Origin of the sequence: Comamonas sp. CAH-2 (genome assembly GCF_009668305.1) — a bacterium.
In the GTDB taxonomy this organism is placed as follows: domain Bacteria; phylum Pseudomonadota; class Gammaproteobacteria; order Burkholderiales; family Burkholderiaceae_C; genus Comamonas; species Comamonas aquatica.
Genome location: NZ_VSWF01000001.1, coordinates 445,084 through 466,368 on the forward strand (window position 1 = coordinate 445,084; position 21,285 = coordinate 466,368).

A 21,285-nucleotide genomic window follows, 5' to 3' on the forward strand; every position below is an offset into this window, starting at 1 on the left:
ACTGTTTTTGAGAGATCGCCCTGGGTCAGAACGCGAACTCGGCGCTCAGGTCCACGCGGCGGCCTTCGCCGGGATAGGCCTGTGCGGCGGTGGCGCTGGAGACGGCGGAGTAGGTGTAGAGCTTGTCGCTCAGGTTGCGCACCGTCAGGCGGTAGGTGCTGAGCGGGTGGGGGCGCCAGCTCAGCGCGGCATCCCACACGGTGTAGCCAGCGCTGCTGGCGGTGTTGGCGGTGTCCGCAAAGCGCTGCCCCACGGCGCGCGCCCCCAGCGAGGCCTGCCAGCGGCCCAGGCTGCTGGGGGTGGTGTAGTGCAGCCACAGGTTGGCGGTGTTGCGCGCCACATTGGCCGGGCGGTTGCCGGATCGATCGGCCCCACCGGCTTCCAGCAGCCTGTCGTACTGCGCATCGACGAACGCGTAGTTGCCCTCGACGCGCCAATGCGGCGACAGGCGCAGCGCGGCACTCAGCTCGAGCCCCTGCGCGCTTTGCTCGCCGCCCTGCACGGACAGCAGGCTGTTGTTCGGGTCGCGGGTGATGATGTCTTTCTTCTCGATGCGGTAGGCTGCGGCCGTCCATTCACCCTGGCCCTGGGCCCACTGTTGCTTCAGCCCCAGCTCGATCTGGCGTGCCGTGGTCAGCTTGAACGGGCGGTTGCCCAGGTTCAGCGTCAGCACATTGGTGACGGGGTCGTGGCCTTGGGACAGCTGGCCATACAGGCTGGTGCGGGCGTTGAGCCGGTGCGTCACCCCCAGCCGCCAGGCCGTGCCGCCCAGGCGCTTGTCGAAGGAGCCGCTGCCCACCAGGTCCTGGCGCTCAAAGTCTGTGATGTCGCGGCGGATGCCGGCCAGCAGCAGCCAGCGATCGCTGAGCGTCCAGGCGTCCTCGACATAGAAATCGTGCGTGGTCGCCTGGGTGCGGTAGCTGGGTAGCATGGGCGAGGCATTGGGCCAGTGCCCCAGCGACGGGTCGTTCACGCCGACCAGGTCGCTGCCGGCGTAATCGTTGCGGGCAAAGTCGAATTGGGCCTGGCTGGCTTCCCAGCCGATGACCAGCTTGTGCGCCCCGGTCTGGATGGCGGCCTCCAGCCGGTTGCCGGTTTGCACCAGGTCGTGCGACAGCTCCAGATAGTCCGAGAGCGCCACCTGTTGGGTCGCCGGCAGGTAGCGGTAGGCCTCGATGTTGCGCCAGTAGCGGTTGGCCTGGAAGCGGTAGAGCTCGTTGCTCACGGTCAGCCAGGCGTTGGCCTGGTACTGGGCCCGGGCGCGCAGGCGCTGGTCCTGGATGCGGATGCGGCTGTCGGTGGTGTTGAAGTTGCGGCCCAGCAGCTCGGGCACGATGGCGCCGTTGAGCGTGGGGGTGCCGAAATAGCGCGCGGGCCGTTCGTCACTCACATCGGCCAGCAGCTCCAGGCGCAGCGCGGGCGTGGGCTGCCAGCGCAGCGTGCTCATCAGCTTGCCGCCACGGGCACGGGCCATGTCGTGCTCACCGTTGGTGTAGTGGCCATAGGCGTCGACCCGGTAGGTCACCGTGTCGCTCAGCGCCCCGCCCATGCCCAGGCCCAGCCTGGACGCGCCGTGTGAGCCGGCACCGACCAGCACCTCGCGCACCGTTTCGCGCGTGGGCTGCTTGCGCACGACGTTCGCTGTGGCACCGACGGTGCCCGTGCCATAGACGATGGAGGCCGGGCCGCGCAGCACCTCCACACGCTCATAGCCCCAGCTGTTGGCCGGGTAGGGCGTGGTCGACGAGGCCACACTCAGGCGCACGCCGTCTTCGGCAATGCCGACCGAGTTGGTGCCCGTAAACCCGCGGGTGCTGAAGGACAGGCTGCTGTAGCTGGTCGCAGACAGCGGCGTCATGCCCACGGTGCGGCCGATGATGTCGGCCATGCGGCTGTCCCCGCGCTCCTGCCAGGTTTGCTCGCCCACCGTGTCCAGGCTGGCCGGCAGATCGCGCGTGGCGATGCCGGTGCGACTGCCTGAGGTGGTGGCGTGCGACAGGCCCAGGCCGCCTTCGGCACGGTCCGTGACGTGGACCGTGGGCAGTTGGGCTGGAGGGGCGGCGCTGTCGCGCAGGGTGGGGGCCGGTTCGGCCGGAGCATCCGCAGCGATGGCGCAGGCCGCAGGTACAAGCCCAATCAGGGCGAAAGGCAAGGCGAGATGGTGCATGGTGTCAAAAGAGGCTGGCCGTCTGCCTGCAAGTGACGAATCCATGCTGCGAAGCTGAGGCTGCGTACGCAGCTCTTGTCGCTAGCTGGTGGCCATCACGCTGCTCCCCGCAGACGGTCGTTGCACATGCTGGCAAGAGGAGGGTGAGCTCCATTGCACAGCGCTCAACAGGCCGGTATCCGGGCTGACAGATGGCCAAAGGCCTGCCGATCGCCTTCCCAGCGCTTCCGCACACCCCGTGAGGGGCCACGTAAAACGCCAGTGGCTGGTTCTTGCATGCAAGAACCCTGATTCGGATTGATCTGCTTACCGTTGCGGGGGCAGCCAGGGCATTGCACCCTGTTCCCGTTTAACCCGGGATTGAACCCGGGCACCTGTTGCGTGAAATTGGCTGGGAAATGGGGCGCACAGCGTGCGCCGCCACCTTTCCGGTCCAATTTGCGGCTCAGTATATCGTAGCAACGGTGCAAGTTTGGATGCGCCGTGGACAAGGGGACGGACCCGCAGGAGTGCCCCACGGCCATTCACCCTCGGACCACACGAGCTGACAAGGTCCGCGCCCTGGTGTTAGTCCAGGCCCTGCAGGCGCAGTCGCCGTGGGCGGTTGCCATGCCCCGCACCATGTGCAGCCAGCGCAGGCTGGGGGCGCCCCTCCTGCCGCAAATGCGCGTGTCTGCGGCCATGGGCCTCGGTGGGGAAGGTTTCCAGTTCCAGGCTGCCAGAAGCAAGCGGTTCAATCGAACGGTACTTCGTTCAACACATTCAATGCCGCATCAAATGCCAGCGTTTCTATGCGTAGTTTGAGCACGGCAAACTGGTCTGGACGCAGCCTGGGTGCCAGTCCAGGGGCCAGGGCCTCCCAGTGGTCCAGGGCGTCCAGATCATGGCGCTGCAAGGCGGCACGCAGCGATTCGAGATGGGCGCGCGTGGCCGCATCCAGCGGAGGCAACACCGGCGCCTCGCCCCCGGTGACATCGTGGCCAGTGTTCCCCTCCACGCCTGCATCCGCAGCTTTGGCATCGTCCTCTGCGGGGGCCAGCACGGCGTCCCACCCCTGCAAGCTCGGTTGGATTTGGGCGATCAATGCCCGCAGCTTCTCCGTTTGCTGCGACTTGGCGGCGTCTTCAGCCTGGCTGATCAATTGGTACAGCTGTTCAGCGCCCATCGAGCCCGACATGCCTTTGAGGTCGTGCAGTCTGGTTTTCAAAGCCTGAAAATCTTCCGCCGTTGGCGTTGCCGAAGGCATCGCTAAATGGTGCACGCCATCCAGGATGCGCCGCGCCAGTTGCCATAGCAGCGGCGCGTGCCCCTTGAGCCGGACAAACGACTGGATGGCCGACACGCCCGGCAGTGCAGGCCAATCACCGGGGACCGATGCCGAGTTGGCGGCAGGGGCGGGCGCTGCCACCATGCGATTGCGCTGCGCCAGTGCCGGCAGACAACGCCAGAGAATGCGGATCAACTCCGGTGGATCAAAAGGTTTGCCGACGACGGCGTTCATACCGGCGTCCATGGCCTCGGTCTGTTCTGTCAATGAGACCCCGGCGGTAAGTCCAATCACAGGCAGTTGGGCCGTATGCTGGGCCGCACGGATCTGCCGCGTGGCATCCAGCCCATTGAGTACCGGCATGTGCACATCCATGAGCACGGCATCGTAGGGTGGTGCACTCGCTTGCAGCATGGCAAGGGCTGCCTGGCCATTGGCGGTAACGTCGACGGTGGCGCCTTCGGATTTCAGGATCAGCGCAGCAATTTCCTGGTTGGTTTCGTTGTCATCCACCACCAGCAGGCGTGCGCCCAACAGACCACGCCCGGCAGGGATGGGCGGTACCGCATCCCGGTGCAGCAACAGTCCGGCACTGCGATACATGGGGAGGGTGACCACAAACAGGCTGCCTTGGCCCGCGGTGCTGTGCACCTCGACAGTGCCACGCATCATCTCCACCAGCTGCTTGACAATTGACAGGCCCAGCCCGGTGCCCCCATATCGGCGGGTGGTGGACAGATCGGCTTGCACGAATGGCGCAAACAGGCGCTTGCGGGCTTCTTCATCGATGCCGATACCGGTGTCCTTGACACTGATCTGCACCTGGAACGTGCCGCTGCCCAGTGCCTTGTGGCGCACGGTCAGACGCACTTCTCCGGCGTCCGTGAATTTGATGGCATTGCTCAGCAGGTTGATGAGGATTTGCTGCAGGCGAACGCTGTCGCCTTCCAGAGGCTGGGGCACAGGTTCATCCACATCCACCACAAAGGCCACGCCTTTTTCACGCGCCTGCAGGGCGATCAGCGCAGCGACATCGCGCACCACCTGGTTCAGATCAACGGGCACACGCTCCAACGCCATCTCGCCGGCCTCGATCTTAGAGAAGTCCAAAATATCATTGATGACCGCCAGAAGCGCCTTGCCGGCGACCTGGACGCTGCGCAGCATGCCTTGCTGCTCTTCACTCAAGGCGGTGCGTGACAGCAGGTACGACAGGCCCAGCACGGCATTCATCGGTGTGCGAATTTCATGGCTCATATTCGCCAGAAAGCGGCTCTTGGCATCATTTGCCGCATTCGCCTGGTGCATGGCGACGCGCAGCGATTGCTCCTGCTCCAAGCGCAGGCGAATGTCTGAAGCGATGCCCAGATAACCGATGAACTGATCGCTGGCATCCTGCATCCGTGTCACTGCCAGCGAGACCGGCACACGCAAACCATCGGCACGCACCATGGACCACTGCGTCTTGGGATTCTGTGTGGCTTGGTAGAACTTGGCCATGTCGGTCGGCCCACGGAATCCGAGCATGGGAAACTCAATGCCATCGTCGTCGAGGCTCTCGGCCGGATCCCCACCATTCACTTCCAGAAACTCCAGGACTTGCATTTTCCCTACGACGGTATCGGCGTCCGTGTTGAGCAGCAGCTCAGCCCCCCGGTTCAGCAGCGAGACTACGCCCCGCGTGTCGGTCGCCACAATTGCAACTTGGGTCGATGCCTCCAGCACGGAGCGCAGCAGTGCCAGGGTGCGTTGCAGCTCCAGCTCGGTGCGCTTGCGGTCCGTGATGTCGGTACGGATGGAGACGTACTTCTCCACACGACCTTGTGCATCGATGAACGGCGCAACGACGCTGTCTACCCAATAGAGGGTTCCATCCTTGGCGCGATTGCAGACTTCGGCGTGCCAGCTGCGCCCGCTGCTGATGGAGCGCCACATGCCCACCCAGAAGGCGCGCGGATGTTCGCCGGAGTTGACGATGCGATGGTTCTGCCCCAGAAGCTCTGCGCGCGCAAACCCTGAAATGTGGCAAAAGGCATCGTTGACTTCGATGATGCGCCCCGTCCGGTCGGCCACAGACACAATCGCATGCTGGTTCAGCGTTTGCAGCAGGGCAATGTTGTCGCGCTGTGCCGCAGCAAGCTGCAGGCGGCTTTCGGTCAGCTCGGTCACATCGTGCACAAAGGCGTAGAAGCCCTTGACGGCACCATCCTGGACGTCCGGCAGGAAATGCAAGAGCATGTGGCGCGCAGGCTCGGAGGCGGTGGCCGGGCGTGTTTGCTCAAAGCTGCGGGGCTCACCCGCTAACGCGGCCTCAACATGGGGCCGGCAAAGCTCGTACATCTCCCGACCAATGAGCTCGCGCAAGTGCATGCCATGGACTTTGGCCGGTTCGATGTGGAACCAATCCCCATACGCCCGGTTGGCAACACGGTTGCGCAGCGCCAAATCCCAGTAACCAATTTGCGAAGGCATCGCATCCAGCACCGTTTGCAGCGCATGGCGTGCGGTTTCCAGGTCTGTGGTGCGCTCGCGGACCTGGTCCTCCAGGGTCGCATTGAGCTCTGCGACACGACGGGCAGTGGCCCGCACTTCACGGACATCGCGCAAGGTCTTGGCCAGGCCCACCACGCGGCCATCGGCACCAACAATCGGCCCGGCTGAAATGGACACCTCGATCATGCTGCCATCGCGGTGACTGCGCACGGTCTCATAGGCTTTGACATGCTCGCCCTGGGCGACTCTGGCCAGCATGGATTCGTCCTCATCCCTGAGCTGGGGCGGCACCAGCAGCTCTTGGGCCGTGTGACCCAGGACATCGGCCGAGTCATGGCCGAAAAGACGTTTGGCACCGTCGTTCCAGTCCGTGATGATGCCTTCCAAGGTTTGCACAATGATGGCGTCTTCCGAGCCTTCCACGATGGCCGCACGCCGTGCTTGCTCCAGGCGCTGCACGCGGCCGCGATGCCCCAGGTGCAGCACCGACATCGCCAAGGCGGACATCAACAATCCCAGCAACCCGGCCTCCATGGCCTTGCGCTCCGGAGAGGGCTGGCGCAGTGAATCGATAAAGGCTTGTGTCGGTTGCAGGAGCGCTTCCCACACGCGGCCAAAAAGCATCAAGGGCGTCGGGTACTGCTTGAGGTGCGCTGCGACCTCTGGCAACTCGCCGCCATACAGCCATGTCTGGGGAGGTGAAGCCTGATCGCGCAGGTTCATCGCGAAGAAGTTTTCATCCGTGTCGAGGTTGCGCAGCACCTCTGACATTGCCAGCGGCGCATACACCCAGCCCAGCAGCGATTGGTCCTTTTCGGTATCGGTGTTCGAGGGCATGCCGTAATTGAACACGGGCAGCATCAACAGCAGCCCCAAGGACTCGGAGCGAGAGTCTTGAATCAGAGTGATTGGAGCGCTGAGCGTGGCTTGCCCTGAATGCATGGCAGACAAGGCCGTGGCCTGTCGCACGGGATCAGAGGCGATATCCATTCCCAACACCGGCCGATTTCGCTCCAAAGGCTCGATGTACTGAATGATGTACTTGTCGCCGGTGTGGGGTTGCAGCTCCTTCACATGGTAATCAGCGCCCATTTCATCGCGCGCATGCTGCACAAACGCATCAAGCTCGTCCGGTCGTACTTTGCGGATGAAGCCAAAACCTCGCGCGCCAGGGAATTCATGGTCAAAATTTCGGCTGGCGCTATAACGTGCAAACGTGGCCGCATTTAGTCCATCGCCCACCGCAACGATTGCGCCGCGTGTACCGCGCAACCCGTACTCGTATTGCTGCATGCGCAGAAGCACTTCACCCAGCACGCGGTTTTTGAGGCGTTCAAATCGCTCCGTGGCCTCGAGCGTATTCTTTTTTAGTTGCTGGTGGTATGCAAAAGCAGCAGCAGCCATCGTTAAACATATGGCCACCGAGGCCATCATCATGGTTCGGTCGACAAACCCCATGATGTATGGCCTTTCGCGGGTCATGCATGCACTCCAGACCACGTCATCCAACGGTTGCGTCCCTCGGCTTTCGCTTGGTACAGCGCCCGATCAGCTGCGCTGTAGAGTGCATGCAGCTCTGCTTCGGCTGCGTTGTGTGGCGTGCACACCGCCAAGCCAACGCTGATGGTGACGTGCTCGGCGGTCAGGGAGCTAGCATGTGGCAACCTTTGCGCACGGACGGCTTGTACGGCATGCTCTGCGACCTCCTGTCCGCCCGCCAAATCCGTATCTGGCAACAGGACCGCAAACTCCTCACCACCTAGTCTGCCCACCAGATCACTCGGGCGTTTGGCAATCGACAGCAACGCTTGTGCCACCGCTTGCAAGCACGCATCGCCGGCAGGGTGACCGTAGCTATCGTTGTACCGTTTGAAGTGATCGACATCGGCCATGAGCAATGTCATGTGCTTGCCATCACGCGCGCAGCACTTCCATTCACGACGCATCAGGCTCTCAAAATGCCGACGGTTGGCCAGCCCTGTCAGGCTATCAATCGCCGCCATGTGGCGTAGCTCATCGGCCATCGATTTGATGCGCAGCTGCGTTCGGACCCTTGCCAACAAAAGTGCTTCGTTCACGGGCTTGGTAATGAAATCCACGGCACCTGCATCCAGCCCACGTACCTCGTAATCCGTATCTGTGTGACCGGTGACAAAGATCACGGGGATGTCCGTCAGCACAGGGTCCAATTGAAGGGCTTCGCACACATGGTAGCCACTCATTCCAGGCATCTCAGCATCCAGAAGAACCAAGTCTGGCGGCTCCATGCGCATCAATCGCAGCGCTTCCTGACCATGGGTCGCGAAACGCAGTCGCGCCACCCCCTTCAGCATGCGTGCCATCAACTGGATCATGTCCGTATTGTCATCCACGATCAGAATGCTGGAGTTCATAGATAAGGACGTCTCAGAGGTTGCTTCCAAGTCGCTCCCAATAATTCACCGCTTCATAGTTTGATTACAAGGAGTAACAACTCAAAGCTAATTTACATATTCAACAAATGATTGGTCAATACCTAATCGACGTTGTCTTATTAGCCCTCCAAGGGGATTGAGGTGAATTGACGTTTTACGGCGGAACTTAATCGAATCAGATTCCCTAGACACTCTTGAGCTGTTGGGAGTGACGTCATTCAAACGCTACTGGCGAAGTATTTCCGGCAGAGCCGTGGCGCCGCTTTGGGTTGTAGAACATTTCGATGTAGTTGCAGACGTTGGTCTTGGCGGTATCGCGCGTCGAATAATAGAAGGCGCGATGGGTCCAGCTGTCGCAGCGTTGGTCGGTGACGCGTGGAGTGCATCCTGCTCATACATGTCGCCAACTCGTCGCTGATAAACACGGCTGTTGCGCGTCAGCGCTTCTGCAGCATGTGCTCCTATGATCCGAAAAAAGGAGAGGGCATGTATAGACGACAGCAAACAGAAAGCGACTGGGGATTTTTAGGTGATGTAGCCAAAATTGCCCTGGGCGTATTCATCGGCAGCATGGCTGCAATCTTTGCCTACGAGGGCGTACTGGCCTGGCGCGCAGAGCAGGCTGCACGGCAGCTTGCACAAGAGCTCAAAGCCATGAACGACCAGCAAAGGCAAGCACAGCAACAGATGTTGCAGCAACAAAAAGAAGAGCAGCGACGCCAGATGCGGCAGGAGCTGGAAAAAGATTGGGAGCGACAGCAGGTAGAGTTTGCCGCCAAGCGCAAGGAAGCAGCTTGGCAGAGCTACTACAAGCCGTCACCGATTTGCCGCCTCGATAACGTACGTGCCGACTGCGCGAATGAACACATGAGAGCAAGGCGAGCATTTGAGGCTGAATACCGCGACTAGCGGACGTCAAAGATTGGGCTATTGGCGGCCTTGTCCACCTCGGCCAGTGCTTTTTCAAGCTCAAGGATTTGGCGTTGCAGCTTTGCAATCTGGCGTTTGAGCATCGCGTTTTCCTGAAACTGGAGCCTTCCCCAGTTCACTGCATCGCAGTTTGCAGCCGATTGGCCCCATGTGGACTCCCAAAACAGGGCCAACATAACCACACGCGGTGCTTGGCCTTTGCTGCGGTAGCTGCTCAAAGTTCGGGGCGAAATATCCAAGAATTTGGCCAGATCTGCATCGTTGCGCCCGATGTTGTCCAGCAGCGAATGAAGGTGCGGAAGTTGCGCGGGTCTAGGTGCTCGGAACATGCGCAAAGCTGGTCAGATCAGGCCATGCGCAGTGGGCTAAAGAAAGGCTCAAAGCAACCGCTGCAACGGCGCTTAAACGCACGCAAAAGCAATTTAACATAATATACAGACTGCCGCCCTGGCAGCGGTACTTGCTACAGCAGCAGTAGCAGTACCGGCAGCGCCCATCAGGGTTCCTGCGATAGCTGCTCCGGTGATGAACTTGCGCACCATGCGCGATTTGCAGGCGCTTTCGCGCTCGCTTTCCAGTGCTGCAATCACGATCCATTCTTTGGAATCAAGCCCCAGTTTTTCCGCCAAAACACCGGCTACTGCTGGGCTCAAGTGCTCCCGATATTTGGACGTGTAAAGCACGCGTTTCGATAGGCCCAGCTCTGCTGCCCATGCGCTCAAGTCCTTAACTTTTTCGGCTTCAGTTAGCAGATTCATCGTCGTTTGCATAGGGCCTCCAGTAAGTGTGGCTTGATTGTTACTCAAATGGAGTAACGCGCTTTGGGCTTTGTTATCCAGATTGAGCAATGTTAGCTTTGGTGCGTTATCCGATGTGGGTAACTCAACTGGAGCAACCATGATCAAAATCTCGGTGACGTCGACCGAAGTCCGCAACCAACGCGGAACAGCCAAAGCCTCTGGCAAAGCCTACGACCTGAACTTCCAGACCGTTTGGGCCCACACCTCTGACCGCAACGGCAACCCCAATCCGTTCCCTGAAAAGGTCGAAATCATCCTGGAGAAGAACGAGCAGGGCGCTGCGCTGTTCTACCCCGTGGGTGAATACACCCTGGCCCCGAATTCGGTCTACGTGGACCGTAGCGGCAATCTGAGCATCAGCCCCCGGCTGGTGCCTCTGAAGCCCAAAGCTGCTCCTGCAGCCTAAAGGCACATCATGGAACACGCAGCGCGTGAAGCCATGGCGGAAGGGGCCTTGCTGTCCCTTCTCGCTCAATTCAACGGCACACACGACCAGAAAGCGGACCGTGTGACTGTCTCCCTCACAACTGGCGCCGATGGCGGCTGCTTCACCGACGTGACCTACTGGGCTGGTGACGTGCCGGTTGGCGGGGAGGGCTTCTGATGAGTACCCCTCGCGATCCAGATCACCTGCCGGGCTGGTACCTACTGCTTTTTATCGGCATTCCGCTGGGACTCGCATTCTGGGCGGGCGCGCTTAGTTTGGCGTGGATGTGGCTAAGTAATGTAGGTCTGATTGGGGGGCACTGATGCTGGTCGGTCGCCTCGCCCCAATCCCCGATTCCCTGCGCTTTGGGCAATCCAACGGCGCAAAGCTGCTGGAAGCCCTGCGTGCCAGGGCTTGGCGGCTTGACCACCCCCAGCGTGGCCGGGAGCTGCCCCCCGACTACGACCGTCAATGTTTTGACACGGCAATGCGCCTGCGTGAGCAGGGGGCGTACCTCATTCAAGTGGGGGTGCAGTGATGTCTCTTATTGCTCGTCTTCATCGTGATGCTGTTCGCTATCCCTTGGGGTGGTTTGCGTTGCAGATGGCGTTTGTCGTGGTGAATTTTTTGCTCACCCTGGTTTTGTTGTTTCAGATTTTGCTGGGGGCCTTGTGATGCTGCTCGGCACCTCCCACACCAAGTACCCGGCGCAGGCCATGCCTGCTGCTGATGCTTTCCGTGATCGCCCCTTTAAGTACCGGGACGATGACGAAAAGCCGCACTTTGTCGACCACTCCAAGCGTGTAACTCCGGGCCATCGCGCTGCAGTGGCTCGCCACGCCCGTAAATCGGCAATTGCGTTCATGGAGGAGCAGGGCGCACGTGCTGCCCAGCTTGGCGGCGTAGCCGCCGGGCTTGTCTCAGTTTCAACAAGTTGCAAGGAACCTGAAAACGCTAGTTTTTCCGAGCTGCTTGCTGAGGCTGAGACCGTAGAAATCGACAAAAACATTGCTCGCATCACCAGACTGCGTAAATCCCTGGGCGTGGCAGCAAAGTGCCTTCACAACCTCGGCGACCGCAATCAGCGCGTCTGGATGCTCACGCTGACCTATGCGGGTTCAAACCGTCAGTGGCATGCGCGGCACATCAGCCAATTTCTGGATGGCCTTCGTAAGTGGCACTACAGCCGCACAGGCTCCAAAAAAGTTCGCTACGTATGGGCTGCAGAGCTGCAGGAGCGGGGCGTCATTCACTACCACGTGATCTGCTGGCTAGACCATGCCTTAACGCCTCCAAAGCCAGATCGCCCATGGCGTAACCGTGACGGCTGGCAGCCCCCTATGTGGCGCCACGGCATGTCAAACCGCCTGGAATCGACCGCTCCTGTGGCCTACATCATGAAGTACGCCTCAAAGATCGAAAGCAAAAACATCGGAGGTTTCCCACGTGGAGCACGCATACATGGCTGTGGTGGTCTTGATGTCGTTGGCCGCGGCATTCGTCGTTGGGTTATGTGGCCTGCGTATGTGCAGGGCAATGCTGACTGTTCCGAGCGCTGGAGACCTGCAAAGGGCGGCGGATATGAGAACGCTGCAACTGGTGAAGTCCTCCACGCTGAGTTTGCCCCAGCAGGCGGCAGTTTTACGCGCTTTGTCCGGGTCCGTAGGCACCCTCGATTGATTGAGGCTGGCGGCCCCTTCATGTGGTTGAGGAGCTGATTTTTCAAGGGCTGCTGCTGACGCCTCTAGGCTGCAGCCCCAATTTGAGGCGCAAGGAAAACGTATGTTCAAAAACCGTATCAATGCAGCCCGTGCGCTGCTGGGCGCTGGCGCTTTGGCTGTCGGCTCTGCAGTCCACGCTGAGTTGCCTGCTGCTGCCGGTACAGCCATCACGGCTTACGAGACTGACGCTCTGCAGGCTCTGGGCTTGGTCATGGCTGCAGGCGTGGCTGTCTGGGGTCTGATGAAGCTGATGTCCAAGCTGGGCTGGCGTTAAGCAGGCGGCGGGCATGGCTGAGACTGCACCAGCTACTGAGCTGCCAGTGGGAACGCTGGTGGTTCAGCCCGCCCCGCCCAGTCCCGAAGGGCAGGCCGACATGCTAGAGCTTGCCGGCCTTTTCTTCGTGTCTGCCCTTGTCATTTTCTTGGCGCGGCGTCTTCTGGATTTGTTCCGCGTCGACCCTGAATGAAGCTATGTCGTATGTCCAATCCACAAGACTATCTGTTTGCCGGTGGCTTGCTGCTGCTGCTCTGGGCTTCCTGGCACTGAACGCGCACGCCATTGACCAGATTTACAACTGGAACGGTCTGGAGTTCGTCCGTTCTGGCAACGCCCACCACGTCCACCCCGCATCCCCTGAATCCACGCGCCTACGCGGCGGTTGGGTGCTCGATATTTCTGACGTTGAACCCAAGGTGACCGGCAAGCATGATCTGCCGTATCAGCACAAGGGCGGGGCGCTTGCTAAGGTTTCAGTAATCAAGCCGATTAACAAGCAATCACTTGCAATATCTGCTTCAGATTTAATGAAATCTGCTGCTGCTGCTGTGTCAGTGGCTGCATCAAATCCTTACGTTCAATTAGGTGCGCATGCATGCCTCATCTTTTGCGCTCCTTTAGCGGAATGGGGTTACAACCAAATAAAAAAGAATACTGACGGTTCTTTGTCTGTTGAGGCTACGGACCCAAATACGCTCGTATCTGTCGCGGACGGTTATTCATATTGCACCACCTCTGGCTGTGGAACTTCCATTCATGGCGCATGTTTTGCTTTTTTAGCTGCGCAAAGTCAAATCATCTTTAGGCCACCGGGTAGCGCCTCTGTCGTTTCCTGCACATCTTCTTCTGTAGTTATTGCAGGCACTGCATATAACGGCAGTTATCAGCAGCGTGATTCCTACCTTAGCCGTAGTGGTTCTTCTAGCTGTACTGCTGGTTCAACGGTTGTTAATGGTGTTTGCAATGGTGTCGCACCCAAAGTTGACACACCTTTACAGCGTATATTTGAGGACAATATTGTTAATAAACCCTGGGGGCCTGTGCAGGTTTCTGTGGTTAAGGCGCTCATTGAGAACGGACACAACGTTTTTACCGATGGCACCGACACCACCATTACCGGCCCTGATTCCGTCCCTTTGGGCACGACTAAGACCTCCTGGCCGGTCAACGTCCTGCCTGGCACGACAACGCCTGCCCCTGCTGGCCACACAGGTGCCACGGATTCCGGCACGCAGACCACCACCACGACCACCACGGCAAAGAACACGTTTTCGCCTTCTGGTTCATCGTCTGGTGGCTCTGGCTCGTCCGGTGGGCCTGCATCGCTGGGAAGCATGACCACGACCCAGCAGACCACCACCACGACCACGATCACCAACAACATCACTAACAACACAAGCACCAGCGTGACCAACAACGTCACGGAGACCGACGAAGCGCCAAAGGAAGAAGAAAAGGACTTCTGCGAAAAGAATCCCGACGCCTTGGCCTGCGCCGAGCTGGACACGCCGGAGCAGGACGTGCCACGCAGGGAGATCAACATCAGCTATGAGTACGCCAATATCTTTGGCAATGGCGCGTGCCCTTCGGATGCTTACCTCAACACCCACGGCCAAAGCCTCAAGGTCTGGGACTGGCAGGCCACGTGCAGCAACGTGCAGGACTACGTCAAGCCTGTGTTGATTGCCTGCTGTGCATTTGGTGCGTACCTGATCATCGTGGGGGTCAAAGAATGAAGCTCGGCACCTTCTTGTTGGCCTTGGTTGAGCCCATGATTGGTCGAATTTTGGTCACTCTGGGTCTTAGCATCGTCACGGTGACCGGCTTTCAGCAGGTCGTGAACGTCCTCCAGGATCAGCTTGTTTCGTCCGTCAACGCGCTGCCGAATAACACGCTGCAGCTCTTTCTAATCGGTGGTGGTGGTATTGGCATCAGCATGATCGTCTCTGCCATCGCCGTGCGCGTCATGATCTGGCAGGCCATGAACGCCAAAAAGCTCCTGGGGGCTAATCCATGATTACCTTGATCACCGGCGTTCCTGGCTCCGGCAAAACGCTGTACTGCGTCCATGACATCATTCGCCGTGTCATTGGCACCAAGGTCGTAGAGCATGACGATGATGGCAATGAAGTCGAGCATGAGCGCATCGTCTTTTCCAACATCAACGGTCTCAAGCTCGACCACGAGCTGATCGACGGCAGTGATACGGGTGGCCTGCGCAACTGGCACCAGTGGTGCAAACCTGGGTCCATGATCATCTATGACGAAGTCCAGAAGGTCTGGCCGTTGCGTCCGAATGGCTCCAAGGTGCCTGACGATATTCAGCACTTGGATACCCACCGTCACTACGGAGTGGATTTCGTCCTCATGACCCAGACCGTTAACAACGTTGATCGGCACATCATGGGCCTCGTTGGTCGCCATCTGCACGTGCGCCGGATTGGCAACATGCCTTTCGCCATCATCTATGAGTGGGACCACTGCTCTAGAGCGCTGCAGTATTCGAAGTCCATTGCGAAGAAATTCTTCAGGTACAGCAAGGCCGTCTACAAGCTCTACAAGAGCGCCCGGGTGCACACCAAGGTAGAGCGAAAAACGCCAACCTTGATCTATGCCGTTGTGATTGCCTTGGGTGTCGCGGCATGGGGCATTCCAAGTTACATCAGCCGCATGAAAGAGCGAACCATGGGCGGTGGGGTCGCAAAGCAGGAGGCGCAGCATGTTTCACCGAAAGCCAGTGACCCCAAGGGCCCTGATGCTGCGCACGCTGAGAAAGCTCCTGCGCAAGCTGCTGTGGCGGTTGCTGTAGAGCCTGAGAAGCCCAAAATCGCGGGCTGTGCAGCTACTGCAACGCAGTGCGTCTGCATGACTGAGCAGGGGCAAAAAATCGAGGCTGAGCCCGGTTTTTGCCAGTCCATGACTGCAAAGCCCAAGCTAGTCTTGGCCGGTGGCAATGTCGACTGGTATCCAGATCCTCGCCCCCCGGTCGACAACAGCGCAACTTGGACCGGAACGGTTGTCGGAACGCGCAAGGGCTGGCAGTTCTAACAGGGCCATGTGCGCGCATGCGTCGTTTCGGGCCTGCCGCCAGCAGTTCGCCGGTTCTCGCGCGCCTGCCCGTTGATGTGCTCGCATGGCTTCCTGCGCGCCTTGTGATTGCTTCCCAGTTTCCTGGCTAGAAGTAACTGCCGCGTCGTTGCGGTTGCGCCTGCACTGGCTCGTTACGCGTGGCCGGCTGTTTGATCAAGCATGCTGCCGGCCCGTCGCTGATAAACACGGCTGTTACAGCGGTCGATCGCGCATCAGCTCGCTGTTACACGTACCTGGCGCGTTCTCTCCCTCGCGAAGGGGATCGTTAGTCGGTCTACCGATTGGGACGATGTGACGCGGGCGACAAGAAAGCAGGAGCCTTGCAATCTGCGAATGACAAGCCAGTGCCGGGCCTGGGCAAAGGCGGGCAAGCTTGCGCCGCACGCCTGCAGCCCGGATCAGCCCGGCCTAATCGTCGGGCGTGGATTTCATGGAATCGGCGTTACCTGGGACTGTGGCGGATTGGCTCAACAGCCACTGCTGCTAGAGCCCGGTCCACGCTTGCGTGGATTCGCCCAGCCTCTCTATGATCGGCGCATCAGAGGAGGGGAGACCATGGGAATTCAGGACCGTGACTATTACTGGCGCGATAGAGACGCAAGAGAATCTGCTGCTACTTCTGCACCTCAGCCCCATGGCTCTGGCCGGCCGCCAGTTAGAGTTTCTTCTGACTGGGCGAACTTGCATAAGCCAAAGCGTAATTCCGTCTGGGCTTTCCTTAATCGACCATGGGTGGCACCGTTTGTCTGGGGCTTGCTTATTGGCAAGAACTGGGACGGCTTAAAAACGCTTGGGCAGCTCTTTTACGATCGGTTTATTGGTGTGCTTTTTTAGCGCACGTCGAAGATCGGGTTGTTAGCTGCTTTGTCTGTTTCGGCTAGTGCCTTCTCGAGCTCCAGAATCTGGCGCTGCAGCCTTGCAATCTGGCGTTTGAGCATCGCGTTTTCCTGAAACTGGAGCCTGCCCCAGTTCACTGCATCGCAGTTTGCAGCCGATTGGCCCCATGTGGACTCCCAAAACAGGGCCAACATAACCACACGCGGCGCTTGGCCTTTGCTGCGGTAGCTGCCCAAAGTTCGGGGCGAAATATCCAGGAATTTGGCCAGATCAGCATCGTTGCGCCCGATGTTGTCCAGCAGCGAATGGAGGTGCGGAAGTTGCGCGGGTCTAGGTGCTCGGAACATGCGCAAAGCTGGTCACATCAGGCCGTGCGCAGTGGGTCGAAAACAGGGGTGTTGCTGTCGCTGCTACGGCGGGTACAAACGCCTGTTTTTGCGATTAAACATAATATACATTGTATTTAAACAAGCGACGTAGGCACCTGCGTCGCCATGACCCGGATTCCCGCATGCAGCTTGCTTCGAGGTTCAAGGCTATGTACCAGTCCCTGGGCATGGACTTGGCTGCTTGTGCGAAGTATCTGCACGTCACTGAGCGCACTTTGCATAACTGGCTGAGCGGCAAGCACGACATCCCGTTTGTGGCCTACAAGCTGCTGAGACTGCTCAACCGCATGGATCTGCCTGGCCAGGCGTGGGATGGCTGGTGTTTTCGAAGCGGCAAGCTGTGGTCGCCTGAGGGGCGATCGTTTGATCCAGTGGATGCCTCATGGTGGGGACTGCTGGTACGTCGTGCGCATGCATTTGAGTACCACGCTCGTAGGGTCGGCCTAGGAGCTTCGCGCACGGCACCGGGCAAGCTTGCGCTGCACGGTGCCGGGAGTGAAGCGCCTGGTCCCACGGCTGCGGCCGTGGGACGGCGCGAAGCGCCGGCCCTAGATTTAGTCGCTGGGCTTCAGCTCACTTGCGCGGCAAGCGCAGCGCACGTTGCGACAAGGCGCGGCGTTGCAGTGAGCGATTGTTGGTGCGCTGTTTGTCTGCTTGCGAGTCAACTGCAGTGGTGGCGGCCGGTTGCGCGGCGCGCATTTCCAACAGTGCCTTGAGCTCCTGCACCCGTTCCTGCGCCACTACGGTCGACTGCTGCAGTTGTAAATTCGCAGTGCGGGCGCTCATCAGTTCTTCCTCGCTGTGCAGGTAACGCGCCTGCAGCTCTTCGTAACGGGATTCGGCCTTGCGTTCGGCTTCTTGCTGGGCTTTCTTGCTTTTCTCCACCTCCTGGCGGGTGCGGTCCAGGTCGGCCAGCATGCGGCGTTCATTGCCAGCGAACTGTTCCGCCAGGCGTTGGCGCTCCTGGCTGGCCACTTGCAGTTCCTGGGCATGTTGCTCCCGCAACGCTTCCTGGTGCTTGCGCTGATCGGCATTTTCCAGGCGCAGTCTTTCGACCAGGGCATGGCGCTCTTGCAGTTGTTGCTGCATTTCGTCCAGTCGGCGCGACAGGTCTTCGCGTTGTGCATGGGCCAGCTTCAGGGCGGCATCCATCGCCTCCTTTTGCTGCTGCAAGCCCTCTTCCCGCTGCGCCAAACGGGCTTCTTGCGCTTGCAGCTGGGCCTGGCTCTGCTGCAGTTCCGCCTCACGGTCCGCCAGGGCCTGGTCAGCCGCTTGCTGTGCGTGCTGCAGCGCGGCCGACCACAACCCTTGCGCGGCTTCCAGCACCTCGGTGGGCACGCTGTTGCGCAAATCCTGGGTGTGCTGGTTCAGCCCCAGCCGCGCGCCGAGGGTGCTGAACCAGGCTTCCAGCATCGGCGCCACAGTGTTGGGCGAGCCCCGCCCCATGTGCAGGCGCACTTTTTCGATGGTGGGCTTGTGACCTTCGGCCAGCAGCGCGTCAGCTGCGGCCCATACATCGGCTTCCTGGATGCCGCGCGGCGTTTTGGGTGCTGTGGGTTGCATAGAAGTTAGATTACCATCGATAAGAGATTGTTATCGTGAGTTGTTGAATATTATTATACAACATCACATGTAATACATATTATTTGATACATACGACAGAAGAAATACAACAGATGACCGACTTCCGCGCACTTTCCCTGGCACAGCCCGCCTCTGCCGTTGTTCACCTCAGCGACAGCACCCTGCACGCACTGCGGGAGCTGCTGCGTGAGGGAGAAGCCGAGAACACGGTGCGCAGTTACCAGAGCGCCATGCGTTATTGGGCCGGCTGGCACCAGTTCCGGCTGGGTCAGGCGATTGCCCTGCCCCTGCCGGTTGACACCGTGTTGCTGTTCATTGCCGACCATGCCCAGCGCAGCACGTCTTATGGCCTGCGCTGCGAGCTGCCCCCCTCCATCGATGCGGCCCTGGTGCAATCGGGCTGCAAGGCCAGGCTGGGGGCCCCCAGCCACAACACCCTGGTGCACCGTGTGGCGGTCATGTCCAAGGCGCACCAGAACCGGGGGCTGCCCAACCCCTGCCACGATGAGAAAGTGCGCGAACTGCTTTCGCGCACGCGCAAGGCCTACGCCAAGCGTGGCGAACGCGCGCAGAAAAAAGACGCCATCACCAAGGACGTGCTGCAGCAATTGCTGGTCACCTGCGACGACAGCCTGCGTGGCCTGCGCGACCGTGCCCTGCTGCTGTTTGCCTGGAGCAGTGGTGGCCGCCGCCGCTCAGAGGTCAGCAATGCCGACATGCAGTACCTCAAGTGCATCGGTCCCGGCCAATATCTGTACGAGCTGGCGTTTTCCAAAACCAACCAGAGTGGCGTCGACCTGCCCGACAACAGCAAGCCCGTGCTGGGGGCCGCTGGCCAGGCCCTGGCCGCCTGGCTGGCCGCCAGCGGCATCCGCGAAGGCGCCATCTTTCGGCGCATCCGCAAGGGCGGCCACCTGGGCGAGCCCTTGCAGGCCGCCGCCGTGCGCGCCATCGTCAAGGAGCGCTGTGCGCTGGCCGGGATCGAAGGCGATTTTTCCGCGCACTCCCTGCGGTCCGGCTTTGTGACCGAAGCCGGCAAGCGCAACGTACCCCTGGCCGAAACCATGGCCCTGACCGGCCACCAGAGCGTGGCCACGGTGCTGGGCTACTTCCGGGCCGAATCCGTCATCCACAACCAGGCGGCGCATTTGATGGACGAGGATTGATCGACCAGCCGGGTTTTGTATGCCAGACCAGCGCAGTCACCCTGCGCCACAGCAGCGCCGGTCATCTTCTACCGCTGGCATACACCGCGCAATGGCCTACTAAGCCGCCGCCAGCATGACGAAGTGAACACGGAGGCCGACGGCTTTCACGCCGCGCCCGCTGCGGCCATACTGGGTGCGATTCTGTCTTCGATGTGAGGAGCCGCCATGCACCACCCAGACCCTGCCTCTCCCACCCTGCGCACCACGGCGCTGGACGCGCTCGATGAACGCGCGCGCAAGGTGGCCGAGCACATCACCCACCGCCGGCACATTTCACGCAACCTTGGCCAAGAGCTGGAACGCGGGCAGGGCACGCTGGGGCAGCGCGCGGCCGATGCCGTTGCCGGCTTTGGCGGTTCGTGGACGTTTGTGCTGCTGTTCGGGGTGACCATGCTGATTTGGGTCAGCATGAATGCGGTGCTGCTGGCCTGGCAGGGCCACACCTTCGACCCCTACCCCTACATCCTGCTGAATCTGGTGCTGTCCATGCTGGCGGCCATCCAGGCGCCCATCATCCTGATGTCGCAAAACCGCCAGGCCGACAAGGACCGCGTGCGCAGCGAGCACGACTACGAGGTCAACCTCAAGGCCGAGCTGGAAATCATGATGCTGCACGACAAGATTGACCAGCTGCAGAAAAACCAGTGGACCGAGCTGATTGCGCTGCAGCGCGAACAGCTGCATTTGTTAGCCGACCTCGTGGCCCAGCGCCCCCACACCCCACCGCCTGCAGGCTGAGCACCAGGCACACGGCACGCAACCCTCCGACGCACGACCGCGTGGCCCCATGGCCGCACCGCACAGGCGCTGCGCTGCAGCCCCCCCCCCCATTCTCGGCAACGGCAGCATCGCAGGCCATCGGCCGCGCGCACCCCAGCGATTGCGCGGTGGCCCGGCCCTAGCACATGCCCTCTGGGCAAAAACGGGCGCGCTGGGCATAAAAGCAGGCTGACTATCTATATAGACACGAGGGAGCCCACACCGCCATACCCCATTCCCGCCGAGCTTTTCTGGCCAGCGGTGCCGCACTGGGCACCGTGCCTTTGCTGGGCTGCGGCCCGCAGTTGCGCGATCTGCGCCTGTCCGACCTGACCGCCGCGCTGGAGGAAATGCGCCGCCTGGGGGCCGCGCCGGCGCTGCAATCCCAGACCGCCTGGGGCTGGGCCCAGACCCTGGAACACCTGGCGCAAAGCGTCGAATACTCCATGACCGGCTACCCCACGCAGCAATCCGCGCTGTTCCAGCGGCTGGCGGGGCGCCCCGCGTTCCAGCTGTTTGCCTGGCGCGGCCAGATGCGGCACGACCTGGCCGCACCCATCCCCGGCAGCCCGGCCCTGGCGGCGGAGACTCCGCTGGCCGCCGCCAGCGTGCGCCTGCTGACGGCCTGCGGGCAGTTTCTGCAATGGCGCGGGCCGCTGCAGCCGCACTTTGCTTACGGCGCACTCACGCATGCCGAGTACGAGCAGGCCCACGCCATGCACCTGGCCAACCACTTTGCGGCCTTCCAGATCCCGGCGGAGTGACGGTGTGGGCGGCAGATGCCCATTACCGCCCTGGCTGCCGCGTGACACCGCACGGCTGGCGGCATGGTCCCGCATGATCGCCATTCAGTCTGATCGCCTCACCGTGAGCGGCTTGCCGCATGCCATCGGCACCCTACCCGCTTTCCACACCCCCACCC

General features: G+C 60.6%; 20 protein-coding genes, 2 pseudogenes and 1 riboswitch. Of the genes and pseudogenes, 14 read left to right on the forward strand and 8 right to left on the reverse strand.

Going from position 1 to position 21,285, the window contains the following annotated elements:
• Positions 1–25: 25 nt before the first annotated feature.
• The 4 genes and pseudogenes from FYM52_RS01960 to FYM52_RS01975 all read right to left on the reverse strand — a co-directional run.
• The gene (locus FYM52_RS01960) at positions 26–2,167 is read right to left on the reverse strand and encodes a TonB-dependent siderophore receptor (protein WP_154162865.1); all 2,142 of its coding nucleotides are present in this window, start codon (positions 2,165–2,167) and stop codon (positions 26–28) included.
• Between the two features lie 152 nt (positions 2,168–2,319).
• Positions 2,320–2,560, reverse strand: a riboswitch (cobalamin riboswitch).
• A 340-nt stretch (positions 2,561–2,900) separates the two neighbouring features.
• Positions 2,901–7,409: a PAS domain S-box protein gene (locus FYM52_RS01965; protein WP_154162866.1), complete on the reverse strand. Its 4,509-nt coding sequence runs from the start codon at positions 7,407–7,409 to the stop codon at positions 2,901–2,903.
• On the reverse strand, positions 7,406–8,320 hold the full coding sequence (locus FYM52_RS01970) for a diguanylate cyclase domain-containing protein (RefSeq protein ID WP_154162867.1): 915 nt from the start codon (positions 8,318–8,320) through the stop codon (positions 7,406–7,408). The genes FYM52_RS01965 and FYM52_RS01970 overlap by 4 nt, the downstream gene beginning before the upstream one ends.
• A 235-nt stretch (positions 8,321–8,555) precedes the next feature.
• Positions 8,556–8,669, reverse strand: a pseudogene (locus tag FYM52_RS01975) (IS3 family transposase); the annotation flags it as partial.
• A gap of 47 nt (positions 8,670–8,716) precedes the next feature.
• Here FYM52_RS01975 and FYM52_RS01980 point away from each other — a divergent pair.
• Entirely contained in the window at positions 8,717–9,250 is a 534-nt protein-coding gene (locus tag FYM52_RS01980; RefSeq protein WP_154162868.1) for a hypothetical protein, read from the forward strand.
• Here FYM52_RS01980 and FYM52_RS01985 read toward each other — a convergent pair.
• Both FYM52_RS01985 and FYM52_RS18825 read right to left on the reverse strand, forming a co-directional pair.
• Positions 9,247–9,600, reverse strand: a complete 354-nt coding sequence (locus tag FYM52_RS01985) for a hypothetical protein (RefSeq protein ID WP_154162869.1) — start codon at positions 9,598–9,600, stop codon at positions 9,247–9,249. The genes FYM52_RS01980 and FYM52_RS01985 overlap by 4 nt on opposite strands.
• Before the next feature lie 93 nt (positions 9,601–9,693).
• A complete protein-coding gene (locus tag FYM52_RS18825; RefSeq protein WP_238826072.1) occupies positions 9,694–10,170 on the reverse strand; it encodes a hypothetical protein in 477 nt (158 codons plus the stop codon).
• Between FYM52_RS18825 and FYM52_RS01995 the strand changes: the two genes are divergently transcribed.
• The 9 genes from FYM52_RS01995 (at position 10,169) to FYM52_RS02035 (ending at position 16,420) form a co-directional block, all read left to right on the forward strand.
• Positions 10,169–10,477: a single-stranded DNA-binding protein gene (locus tag FYM52_RS01995; protein WP_154162870.1), complete on the forward strand. Its 309-nt coding sequence runs from the start codon at positions 10,169–10,171 to the stop codon at positions 10,475–10,477. The genes FYM52_RS18825 and FYM52_RS01995 overlap by 2 nt on opposite strands.
• A 9-nt stretch (positions 10,478–10,486) precedes the next feature.
• Positions 10,487–10,675, forward strand: coding sequence for a hypothetical protein (locus FYM52_RS02000; RefSeq protein ID WP_154162871.1), 189 nt, complete (start codon positions 10,487–10,489; stop codon positions 10,673–10,675).
• Between the two features lie 360 nt (positions 10,676–11,035).
• Positions 11,036–11,173, forward strand: a complete 138-nt coding sequence (locus FYM52_RS02005; protein WP_154162872.1) for a hypothetical protein — start codon at positions 11,036–11,038, stop codon at positions 11,171–11,173.
• A complete protein-coding gene (locus tag FYM52_RS02010) occupies positions 11,173–12,216 on the forward strand; it encodes a hypothetical protein (RefSeq protein ID WP_238826073.1) in 1,044 nt (347 codons plus the stop codon). Before FYM52_RS02005 ends, FYM52_RS02010 begins: the two co-directional genes overlap by 1 nt.
• A gap of 64 nt (positions 12,217–12,280) precedes the next feature.
• Positions 12,281–12,493: a major capsid protein gene (locus tag FYM52_RS02015; RefSeq protein WP_154162873.1), complete on the forward strand. Its 213-nt coding sequence runs from the start codon at positions 12,281–12,283 to the stop codon at positions 12,491–12,493.
• A 137-nt stretch (positions 12,494–12,630) separates the two neighbouring features.
• A complete protein-coding gene (locus tag FYM52_RS02020; protein ID WP_154162874.1) occupies positions 12,631–14,232 on the forward strand; it encodes a hypothetical protein in 1,602 nt (533 codons plus the stop codon).
• Positions 14,229–14,513, forward strand: a complete 285-nt coding sequence (locus FYM52_RS02025; RefSeq protein ID WP_154162875.1) for a DUF2523 family protein — start codon at positions 14,229–14,231, stop codon at positions 14,511–14,513. The genes FYM52_RS02020 and FYM52_RS02025 overlap by 4 nt, the downstream gene beginning before the upstream one ends.
• Complete coding sequence (locus tag FYM52_RS02030) at positions 14,510–15,544, forward strand: zonular occludens toxin domain-containing protein (RefSeq protein WP_154162876.1); 1,035 nt, start codon at positions 14,510–14,512, stop codon at positions 15,542–15,544. The genes FYM52_RS02025 and FYM52_RS02030 overlap by 4 nt, the downstream gene beginning before the upstream one ends.
• 597 nt (positions 15,545–16,141) lie before the next feature.
• Entirely contained in the window at positions 16,142–16,420 is a 279-nt protein-coding gene (locus FYM52_RS02035) for a hypothetical protein (RefSeq protein ID WP_154162877.1), read from the forward strand.
• On the opposite strand, the gene FYM52_RS02040 is transcribed toward FYM52_RS02035, so the two are convergent.
• Entirely contained in the window at positions 16,417–16,770 is a 354-nt protein-coding gene (locus FYM52_RS02040; protein ID WP_154162878.1) for a hypothetical protein, read from the reverse strand. The two genes, FYM52_RS02035 and FYM52_RS02040, sit on opposite strands and share 4 nt — an antisense overlap.
• Before the next feature lie 191 nt (positions 16,771–16,961).
• Between FYM52_RS02040 and FYM52_RS19155 the strand changes: the two are divergent.
• Positions 16,962–17,249 (forward strand): annotated as a pseudogene (locus FYM52_RS19155) (VC1465 family Xer recombination activation factor); the annotation flags it as partial.
• A gap of 136 nt (positions 17,250–17,385) precedes the next feature.
• Here the strand turns inward: FYM52_RS19155 and FYM52_RS02050 are convergent.
• Positions 17,386–18,375, reverse strand: a complete 990-nt coding sequence (locus FYM52_RS02050) for a DNA-binding protein (protein WP_154162880.1) — start codon at positions 18,373–18,375, stop codon at positions 17,386–17,388.
• A 113-nt stretch (positions 18,376–18,488) separates the two neighbouring features.
• Here FYM52_RS02050 and FYM52_RS02055 point away from each other — a divergent pair, with 113 nt between their 5' ends.
• The 3 genes from FYM52_RS02055 to FYM52_RS02065 all read left to right on the forward strand — a co-directional run bounded on the left by FYM52_RS02055 (position 18,489) and on the right by FYM52_RS02065 (position 21,127).
• Positions 18,489–19,562 carry a site-specific integrase gene (locus FYM52_RS02055; RefSeq protein WP_154162881.1) on the forward strand — a complete coding sequence of 358 codons (1,074 nt, stop codon included), beginning with the start codon at positions 18,489–18,491 and terminating at the stop codon, positions 19,560–19,562.
• A gap of 207 nt (positions 19,563–19,769) precedes the next feature.
• On the forward strand, positions 19,770–20,342 hold the full coding sequence (locus FYM52_RS02060; RefSeq protein ID WP_154162882.1) for a DUF1003 domain-containing protein: 573 nt from the start codon (positions 19,770–19,772) through the stop codon (positions 20,340–20,342).
• A gap of 299 nt (positions 20,343–20,641) precedes the next feature.
• A complete protein-coding gene (locus tag FYM52_RS02065) occupies positions 20,642–21,127 on the forward strand; it encodes a DUF1569 domain-containing protein (RefSeq protein WP_162524616.1) in 486 nt (161 codons plus the stop codon).
• Positions 21,128–21,285 lie beyond the last annotated feature (158 nt).